The sequence below is a fragment of the Stieleria sedimenti genome (assembly GCF_025060895.1).
Classification (GTDB): domain Bacteria; phylum Planctomycetota; class Planctomycetia; order Pirellulales; family Pirellulaceae; genus Stieleria; species Stieleria sedimenti.
On sequence record NZ_JANZKV010000348.1, the window covers coordinates 1 to 9,944 of the forward strand.

Consider the following 9,944-nt stretch of genomic DNA (forward strand, 5'->3'; position numbering starts at 1 on the left):
AACTTAGCGGTATTGGCCTGCAGGCTGGACACCAACACTACTCAATCTCCACCACCAGCGGCTTGTGCCAGGTCTTCGATTCGGCGGTGTAGTACAAGTACGCCCGACTGGGCGGTCCGGTGTATTTTCCCGTGATCTGGGCGACACAGGCGATCGGAATCCGTTTGGATTGAGCCGGTGCGAAGGTTCGCCAATACAAGACGACTTCGCGGCCGCGGAGTTCGTAGAAATCAATTTCACCCGATTCGCGAAGCTTCTCCAAACTCTCGATGACCGGTTCAAGGCCTCCGGGAAGCCCGACCACGGCGACGGTCATCGGGCGTCCGGTGTTCGTCGCGTTCTTCACTTCTGCGATGACATCGATCGCATTGCCGCTTTGGACGTTCGCTTGATCGGACTGCTCGGCAAAGGACAGCTTCATCGCGATCGGGCATTCGGGATCACTTGACGGCGATGTCGTCCGCCCGGTGAAGCGGAGCGTGAAGGGCAAGCTCGTGGCATCGCTGCTGCGCAGCGTCAATCGCGTGGTGGGATCGGAAACGAACGCATCGATGAGGGCGGGTGTCATCTGCCACGTCACGCCCTCGGCGGGACGCCCGTCCCAGCGAACCGTTTCAACGACCTCCCCGTCGATCAGAATATCGACGCTGCCGCCGTCGCCGCTGACCATTTGATCGTGCATCGCGATCAAGGCCTTGAGCGCCAGCACCGTCGCTTGCGTCGATCCGAACCCGCCACCCCGTCGGTTTTCGATCAGCCACGTCGCCGCTTTCTGTGCCACGCCGCGATGGTCGTTGCTGCGGGCCAACGCCAGGACCGCCAATGCCGTCGTCTCGACGGTCCGCGAGATCCCGCCGCTTTGCGTGATCGTCGTTTTTCCGATGAAGCTGGCGTCTGCATTTTGAAGTTCCACGAGCCGGTCCAGCAACGTCACCGCCTGGCGGTCTCGGCCCACATTGGCCAGGGTGATGGCGGACAATGCGATCAAATAGGGATCGTCCGAGGATTCTGCCACGCGTTGCATCGCATCCAATTCGGCCGACAGTTCCGAAGCCGTCGTGGACGCATCGCCCGCAGCCAGATCGGCTTGCGAAAGCGCCCACAACAAGTACGCGTTGACGACCTCTTGCTGAACCGACCAGGCGTGCAGGTGGCGTGGGTTGCGTTTGAATCCGCCCTTGCCGTCGCGTCTGGAGAGCAACCAGTTTCGGGTGCGGCTGAGCATCTCGCGATCGATGTCGATCATCTTCGCCATCTCGGAAAACTGCATCAGTCCGAATGCCGACAACGCTTCATGGCCGGGATCATTGCCGAACCATTCGTAACCCAGCGTGGAGCATTCATAGCTGGTCAGTTTTCGATAGCCACGACGCAAGAGCGACACGGTGCGGCGTTCGGTGGCGTCATTGACGACACCCTCGATCTGCAACAATTGAAACGCCATCACGTTGGGATAGTTCGAAGCCGATGCTTGTTCGAAACACCCATGCGGCTCTCGCAAGATGCTTTCCAGACCCGCGCTCAATTGTGATCGGGGGCTCGGGAAAAATTCCATGTTGGCCGACAACGAACCGGGCACCACCGAATCGGGCAAGTTCGGCGACAGGGAAGCCGACGTGGACAACGATCCCGATTGAGAAACGTCGAACGGAAAGCCGTCGGGAACGATTCGCACGGACCGTTCGACCTGATCGGCAAATGTGCTGCCGCTGAGTGTGGCCGAGACGCGGACCTTGGCGTCGGTGGGTTTGGCCGGTTCGGTGACGTTCAGGGAAAAGATCTCCGTGGTTCGATCGCCGGCCGCAACGGAGGTCAATCCGGACCGTCGCGTCGCATTGAATGCCGGGTCCAATTGCAATTGAACTTCGAACGCCCCGTCCTGGTCGGTCGCATTGACCAGTCCCACGGGCAGGTCGATGCGATCACCGCCGGTGACTTCCAACGGCAGTTTCGGTTCGACTTGAATCGGAAGCTCGGTCACGACCGAGCCGCCCCCGTTGCCCAACCGGCCGTCGGTGCTGTGCGCGTCGACGTCCACGCGGAACATCGTCAGCGAGTCCGAGAGATCAAATCGAATCGTCGCCGTTCCCGTTGAGTCGGTCACCATCATCGGATTCCAATACACCGTTTCGGTGAAGTCGCTGCGGACATCGTCTTCGCTGCGGCGATGCAGATGGGCATACTGGCGAATCGGAAACCGCAATTCGTCCATCAATTGATCGGCCAACGCTTGGGCATCGAGGTCACGCGACTTTGCCAGGCGTTGCAGTTGTTCCGGGGTCAGTCGCGTTTGTGACACGTCGGTCGGCACCTTCGAGCCACGCTGGCCCAAGAATGCTTGGACGACGCGTTGGACAAACGGCTGGGTAGCGGCCGCGTCCGCACCGGATCCTTCGGCTTGTTCTTCTTCGCTTCGAATGCGTGCTTCATCGGCGGAGCTTGATGTGGACGGTGCTTCTAACATCGGTGCGATGTCGCCGGCGGTCATCTGATCGCTGGCGGATTCCGACGTCGCCTCCACGCGATAGTTCCCTTGGCTGCCGCAACCGGATTGCGAGAGCATGATCGCCGCGAACAACAGCAGTCCGGCGGCGACCGCGCCGGCGCTTCGCGGGCGGACCAACAAACCGATCAACCAAAACGTGCCGATCAAGATCAACGCGATGCGGACTTCGGAAACAAAGCTCCGCCAGGCCGCTGCGATGCGCAGTCGGTACTCGTGCAACTGGGCTGCGATCGTCGCCTCGTTCGATTGTGTCTGGCCGGTCAATTCCGATCGTTGCCCGTCCAGTTCCAGCAAACGCGTCAAGGCGTCGCGAAAGGTTTCGTTAAACTGATCCGGTGATCCACTGACAAACCGTCGCCAGCCCTGGGTGCCCAGTAACAAATCTAAACTCTCGGCCGCCTCGTGCGAATCGTCGAGATAGAAATCGGCGTGTTCCAAATCCTCCGGTGATTGAATCTCGCTGGTCAAGAAGAAATGGGTTGCGATCGACGGCAGATCCTGTTGCCGCAAGCTGAGTGCGGCGTCGTCCACGACGCGGACACCCAAGACCGCTCCGGGGACGGGGCGATCGTTTTCGTCGGTGACCGCGATCGTCATTCGCACCGACTCGCCGGGTGAATGGACGCGACGGTCATCGTCGACACTGGCGGTGACGTTCAGCTTTTTGACGGCTTTGCGATAGACCAAACGCTCGACCAACGGAGTCGCCGTCTCGCCTTCGGCATCCAACACCGTCACTCGAATCACGCCGGCGGCGCGGTCTTGGATCGGTACCGTCACCGATGTGTCACCGATGCCGATTTCAGTCGTCTTGACCCCCACCAGTTCACCGCGACAGACCACGCGAACGATGCATGGTCGACGTTTGGTGCTGCGAATGGTCATCGAGATCGGATCGCCGGGGGCAAACACACCGTCACCGGTATCCAACACCGGCAAGGCCTCGACGACCGATGGCAACCAAGGCGTCTCGGTGATGTCCAACGGCGACGTGATCCTCAGCGAGTAACGTTGTCCCGACTCGGGCTTGAACTCGAACCGCCCCATGCCGTCGCGGACCGTCTTGATGCTCGCGACCATCCGCCCGGCTTGCGAAAGGACTTCGCCGGCGATCTCGATCGGATTGCCATCGGGGTCACGTGCGGCAAAGTAAACGCGGTTCGTGACCCCGCCGACCAGGTAGCCGCCTTCGGGATAAAAATCGACTTCCGCGCGTCCGGTGTGAATCGGGATCGGGCGGGCGGCGGCTTCGGTGACCGATCCATCGTCGATCGCGATCGACAACGTGCCCTCGCCTTCGCGGATCACTTTGGGCAAGTCGAACGCGACCGCAAGCTCTCCGTTGATACCCAGTGAGCTGGTTGATTGATGAATCACGTTGCCGTCGACGACGGCTTGGATCCGCGCCGGGGCGGCCACGGGGATCGAATCATCCGCCCGGCGAACCGTCAACGTGGCTTCGACGCGGTCGGCGGCACTGTAGGAGCGTTTGGAAAACTCGAGATCCGTCTTCAATCGAACCGCTCGGTAACGACGCACTTCCAATTCGCAGATCTGGTCCGGGAAAAATCCGTCGAGGCTTTTGGCGATCAACTGATACGTTCCGCCGGGTGCGGATTCGGGAATCACAAAGGCGCCGTTGCCGACACCCCGCTCGGAAACGCCTTCCAGGATCGCGCCTTCAACCGTTGCACCGCTGGCGTCGAAGAGTTCAAAACGGATCGGGACGTCGAGATGCGCCGCGAGCGTTCGACGATTGAGCGTGACCGACCGGAAGAACACGGTTTCGCCGGGGCGATAAACGGGTCGATCGGTCGACAGGAACGTCAAACAACGCGTCGGTTCCAGCGGCACCGTCAATCGCACCAGACCCTTGCGACCGGTCGGGTTGGCGTCGACGTGCAAGACCGCATCTCCGGGAATTGCGATGTCGTCGGGCACACGGATCCGGCAGGGGCCTTGCCCCGTCGTTTCGGAGGTCCCGAAGAACAACACGGCGCCCTTGGAGAGGACCTTGAAGGAGATCGTCGCTGGCACCACCGGCATCGATGGATCCAGCGTGTCGCTGAGCGTCGGATCGGCGGGCTTGGGACCCACGGCGACCAGAAACTCGTTTCGCGCAGCGGCGTCGGCTCCGGCGACCGGTTGCACCGCCACACGCAGACTGACGTCGGGCGATGCGGGGCGTTGGTTCAGGTAGCGAATGCCGCTGACGGCGATCGCCAGTGTCGCCGCGGTCGCCAGCGACCCCAGCCAGAGACGCAGAAAGCGATCGGGGGCCGAGGGTGAGACGTCTGCGGGCGAGCCATCTGAGGGCGGGCCATCTGAGGGCGGGCCATCTGAGGGCGGGGCCGAAGCAGCCGCCGGGTTACTCGGCTGCTGCGTCCTCGCCGATTCGGGTGGCGTCGGTGTACCCGTGGGCGGCGGGGTGCCGGGCGTTTTGGCCGGCGGGGCGGCGATGGTTTCTCGTCTGGCCGGCGCGGTGACCTTGGCGGCTGCGGCCAGTTTCGAAGCGACCAGTAGCGTTTCGGCCCACAGTTGTGCCACGATCGGTTCGGTTTCGATGCGTTGTCTCAACTCCGCCGACTCGTCGTCTTCCAGCAATCCGTAATGCAGTTCCAGCAGGGACTGTCGCAAGTCGTCGTCGTCGATGGGCGGGTGATTGGTGTTTGGCTCGTGGTTCATGACAGGTCTCCCACGCTTTGGCGAAGTTGACGGATGGCCGAACGCATACGGGTTTTGACGGTCCCCAGCGGCAGCGACATCGCGTCGGCGATCTGGGAATACGTCAGGTCACCGTTTTGTCGCAGCAAAAACACCTCTTGCTGTTCCGGCGGCAGCGTCGAAACGGCCCGCCGGAGCCGGGTGAGTTCCTCGATTTTCATCAGCCCGTCCGTCGGGCTGTCAGCGGTCGAAGCCATCGGATGGTCCTCTTGCAGGGATTTTCGACGACGATTCCAGGCGGTTTTTCGAAAATCGCGACCCGTATTGAGCGCGATTCGAAACACCCAGGCCCGAAGATTTTGGATGTCATCGATCTGGTGCCGGCGATGCCAGCACTTCAAAAATGTTTCCTGCAACGCATCCCGGGCGTCCTCCAGATTTCCGACGACGTAATACAGCGTCCCCAGAATTTCGTCCGGACAGGAGTCGAAAAACAGCTCCAGACGCTCGCATCGGGCGTCTGTCGTTGTCGGTTCGATCGATTCCGGATCGTCGCTCATGCGATACGCCTGCAGCGGAAAATGCGTTGTCCGAAGATACAGACGAGGCACGGGAGTGAACGGATTCTACAAAATCGGATACGATCGGGCTTTTTCCTGTCCAACAGCGAGATCATCGGTGGAACTCCAGTCGGCATTTGACGGTTTGCTGCAGTCCGACCAGCCCCTGAGCGGGTTGGACGACCTCATTTGGCAAAGCCTGCGGGACGGTGCCAACTCCTCCGATCACCCCTGGAATCTGGGGGCATTTTCGACGATCGATTCGGCGCACCCGCAGTTCCCTCGCCCCGAATGTCGCACGGTGGTACTGCGTCATGCCGATCAGCAGCGGCGGACGATCGATTTCTACACCGACGTGCGATCGGACAAAATTCGACAACTGAATTCCGGCCACTCCCCCGCTTTGGCATGCTGGATGTTCTACGATGCAACGACGAAAATCCAACTGCGACTCGATGGCATGGCGGAGGTGATCGACGGGGAACAAGCTGACGAAGTATGGAAACAAACGGCACCGGACAGCCGGGCGTCCTATCTCTCCATCGGTCCGCCGGGCGAGCGTGTCAACGATCCCCTGCCCCCATCGACCGCAGACCGCTTCGTGACTCGAGAAGAGTCCGAACGCGGACGGAAGAATTTCCGAATCGTGCGGACCACGGTTCGGCACGCGGACTGGTTGTACCTCCGCCGCCGAGGGCACGTGCGATCGGTCATCGATTACGACGCGGCGGGCGCAATCGATGCGTTTTGGGTGGTGCCCTAGTATTCCGTGGCACCTTGGTTTTCGGGTAGGTCATGCTGTGCATGACGTCCTTATTGTCACGCACAGCGTGACCTACGCCAGTCTTATTGTCACGCACAGCGTGACCTACGCCAGTTTGCTCTACCCGAAACTTGAGCTGACACGGAATACTAGGGCGGACAAATGGCGACGCGATCGGAAAAAAACGTCTCTTTCACTCGCCCTTTTCCTTGCGGGCGCGGCGTTTGGCTTCCAGCAGTCGTTCGGTGTAACTGGTTTGAGGGGGCGCTTCGACGGATTTGGTTTCCGTCGATTTGGATGTCGCCTGGCCGATGTCGGACAGTTCAACCTTGTCGTCGGACGATTCGACGCGGGTCGGTTCAAATCGAACGTTGGCCCGGCGTTTCTGCAAATCCTCGTCGATTTGTGACTTGTTCTTTCGCAGTGCGTCCAGCCGCGTGACGACTTGGGTGGCGGAGTCTTGTTCGCCGCGCAGCTTTTTGATCGTCCGGCTGACCCAGCCGAAATCGAAGGCGATGCGGCGGACCATGACGTCGCCGAGGAACAGGCAGCAGCCGCCCAGCACGAACCAGGGCCAGGCGTCTCGGATGCTGCGTGCCAGTGCCAACCCGCCGCGAAACGCGTTGGTTTCCACCAGCTCCTCGCTCGCCCGGTTTTCCAGCGGCGCGGTGACTTCGCCGACCGTTCCGCCGCGCGGCTCGGTCGCCGCCAGCGACTCGATCAGAGCCAGGTTGGTGTCACGGACGCGGTACTCGTCGCTGTAGGGCACCGTGACTCCGGTTGTCAGCGGCGCGGCGCCGGGGCCGGGGACGACGTTGACAAAATAGCTGCCCGCGGTCGTTGCCGGGAACGAACCGACATAGCGTCCGGGGGCTGCTTGCCGCATGCTCAGCGGAATCGGATTCAAGTTCGCATCGAGCGCCGTCGCGTTCATCTCCAGAAAATCCAGAAACGAATCATCGCTGGCCAGCGCGTTGACGACGACTTGGACCTGGCCGTCTTTGACACTGGTGGCGATCGTGAATTTTCCCGTGTCGCCGGTCGGTCGCATCAGCCAACGCACCAGCTGGCTATAGAATTTGTCGTAATCGGCCCAGTCGTTCCAGGCGCTGGCCCAACGCGCCCCGGCATCGGTCGTCAACACCGCCGTTCGTCCCAGCCCATAGGTCCACGCGGCTAGGATCGTTGCGTTTTCCGGTTGGTCCGGCTTGGGCGATTGAATCAACACCTGCGCCAGCGGACTGTCTTTGGTCTGCGTCATCACAAACCCGGTGACCGGCGGCAGAACGCGATCGATCCCGTCGAGCATCGCATGCGGAAAGATGACTTCGGGGACCGCGCCGCCGGGCGGTTCGTACACCAGGGGTTTGGAGACACGACGCGCTTCACGTTGAAAGATCCTCGGCAAGGCGCGACCCGATTTGACGCTGTAGTACTTGCCGCCGGTTTGCGTCGCGATCTTCTGCAGTCGCTGACTGCCCGCCAGACCGTGCGAGGCCACCGCAACGGTGCTGATCGTGATGTTGTTGTTTTTGAACGCGGCGATCGTGCCGGGCATCGGGTCGCTGGGGTCGCCATCGGAAATGATGATGCAGTGTTTGACCGAGGCCGGAGCCGACGAAAGCGATTTCACGGCCATCTTCATCGCCGGATCAAATTGCGGCATGTCGCCGGGCGTCATCTTGCTGATCCGGGCCAGCATGTTGCGGCGATTCGGGCCGACTTCCAACAACCCCGGCGATGACGGATAGCCGCCCCACAGCCACGCATCGCCGCTGAAATTCCAGTGCAGCACGCCGGCCAAGTCGGACGGGCCGAGCTGTTCGATGGCCGATTTGCAGATCACTTTTTGCCAGTGGTTTCCATCGGCCATCTCGCTGGCATGCATGATCAAGGCCAACGCGCCGACCGCTTGGACCTTGGCGTTCTTGATCTTGAAGTCAACCGGCATCGCTTTTTCGATTTCCGATCCCGTCCAACCGCCGGCACCAAACGCTTCCGGTCCGCCGAGCATCAGCAATCCGGCGCCGAGCTGTTGCGTGTTGCGGACCAGCATTTCAATTTGCGGGTCGGTGAAGGAAACGATTTCGTTTTCATTGCTTCCCGAGACGCGTGGGACGCCGGCCAGGATCACGGCGTCATAGGCTTGCAACTCGGCGAGCGAACCGAACAGGTTGTCGTTGGTTTGCGTGACGACTTCGATGTCGTTGTCTCGCAGACGGCTGACCAGTAAATCGAAATCGCCCAGGCGATTTCGGTCTTCGATCATCAACACGCGTCCTTGACCACGCACGTGCGTGTAGGCCGTCGCGCTGTTGTTCTGTCGCAATCCGTCATCGTCCTTGCTGTCGGGAACGAACTCGGCTTGATAGATGTACGGCGCCGGTTGATCGATCGTGTGCCGCAACGGAAAGACGTTCTTGCCGGGGTCCAGCGTGATGTCCTGTTCCAACAAGATCGATTCGTTGTCGCCGACTTTCTGTTTGACACGTATCTTGCCCTTGGTCGGTTCGCCGCCCTCGGGAGTCGCGTCGGTGTAGTTGTTGACGACGATTCTGGCTTCGAACGGTTGGCCTTTGCGAATGTCGCTGGGCAAGTCAATTTTCTCGACCAACACTTCGCTCTTGGCATCCAGCATCACGGGAACCACATCGATGCCGATGCCCGCCGCTGCGACACGCGCGACCAGCTTTCGCGCTTGGCCGAGGTTCTCGTTGCCGTCGGTGACCACGACGATCCGCCGCGCGGTGTCTTCGGGCATCGTCGCTTGGGCCAGGTTCAACGCCGATTCCAGATTCGTCGCGTCGCTGCGATCCATCAAGCTTTCCAGACGTCGCAATCGAATCTCATCGTCAAACGGCGGGATCTCGATCGACGCGTCCCGGCCGAACACGATGATGCCGGCCTTGTCACCGCGACGGCCGTCACGATGGCGTTTGACGTTGCGGACCACGAAGTCCAACATCACCTGGCGTTTGGCGCTGGGAATGCTTTCGGATTGATCCAGCACGTACATCACCGTGATCACGTCACTGACGCGAACCAGTTGCACGCCCGCCAAGGCGAACACCAAAATCGTCCAAACCAGCGTTCGCAGCAGCAATGCCAACGCACGCCGGGTCTTGCCCAGCACTCCCAAGGATCGGAATCCCAGGTACCACAAGACCGGCAACGCCAGCATCAACCACAAAAAAATCGGATGCTCAAAGCTGAGGCGATAGGGCAACATGTCGGTACGGTGCGTGGAGTGCAAAACGAGCGATGGAGCGTTCCATCGGGCGAAGCAACCAGCTTAACATCTCCCACCCGACGAGGACGCGCCGGTTTGCGATTTCAACGGGCGTCCGGGGGCAGATTCGCTCGTCAACACCTACGGGAAGCGTCACGGTCTGTTGATTGAGTGAGCCGTGACGCGTAAGCGGCCGGGCATTCCGGCGCCCGCCCGAGGCCT

The 9,944-nt window shown here is 60.9% G+C and carries 4 protein-coding genes; 1 reads left to right on the top strand and 3 read right to left on the bottom strand.

Annotation, left to right across the window (positions count from 1 at the left end; genetic code table 11):
• Window positions 1-37: 37 nt before the first annotated feature.
• Both NZK35_RS33400 and NZK35_RS33405 read right to left on the bottom strand, forming a co-directional pair.
• On the bottom strand, window positions 38-5,191 hold the full coding sequence (locus NZK35_RS33400; protein ID WP_259636869.1) for an MG2 domain-containing protein: 5,154 nt from the start codon (window positions 5,189-5,191) through the stop codon (window positions 38-40).
• A complete protein-coding gene (locus NZK35_RS33405; RefSeq protein WP_259636870.1) occupies window positions 5,188-5,730 on the bottom strand; it encodes an RNA polymerase sigma factor in 543 nt (180 codons plus the stop codon). The genes NZK35_RS33400 and NZK35_RS33405 overlap by 4 nt, the downstream gene beginning before the upstream one ends.
• Window positions 5,731-5,848: 118 nt before the next feature.
• Between NZK35_RS33405 and NZK35_RS33410 the strand changes: the two genes are divergently transcribed.
• Window positions 5,849-6,493 carry a pyridoxamine 5'-phosphate oxidase family protein gene (locus NZK35_RS33410; RefSeq protein WP_259636871.1) on the top strand — a complete coding sequence of 215 codons (645 nt, stop codon included), beginning with the start codon at window positions 5,849-5,851 and terminating at the stop codon, window positions 6,491-6,493.
• Window positions 6,494-6,686: 193 nt separating this feature from the next.
• Here the strand turns inward: NZK35_RS33410 and NZK35_RS33415 are convergent, their stop codons facing one another.
• Window positions 6,687-9,722 carry a VWA domain-containing protein gene (locus tag NZK35_RS33415; RefSeq protein WP_259636872.1) on the bottom strand — a complete coding sequence of 1,012 codons (3,036 nt, stop codon included), beginning with the start codon at window positions 9,720-9,722 and terminating at the stop codon, window positions 6,687-6,689.
• Window positions 9,723-9,944: the final 222 nt, after the last annotated feature.

Bases quoted from the DNA above. Each gene is read 5' to 3' on its own strand.
- NZK35_RS33400 (WP_259636869.1), bottom strand. From the start codon at position 5,191: ATGAACCACGAGCCAAACACCAATCACCCGCCCATCGACGACGACGAC.
- NZK35_RS33405 (WP_259636870.1), bottom strand. From the start codon at position 5,730: ATGAGCGACGATCCGGAATCGATCGAACCGACAACGACAGACGCCCGA.
- NZK35_RS33415 (WP_259636872.1), bottom strand. From the start codon at position 9,722: ATGTTGCCCTATCGCCTCAGCTTTGAGCATCCGATTTTTTTGTGGTTG.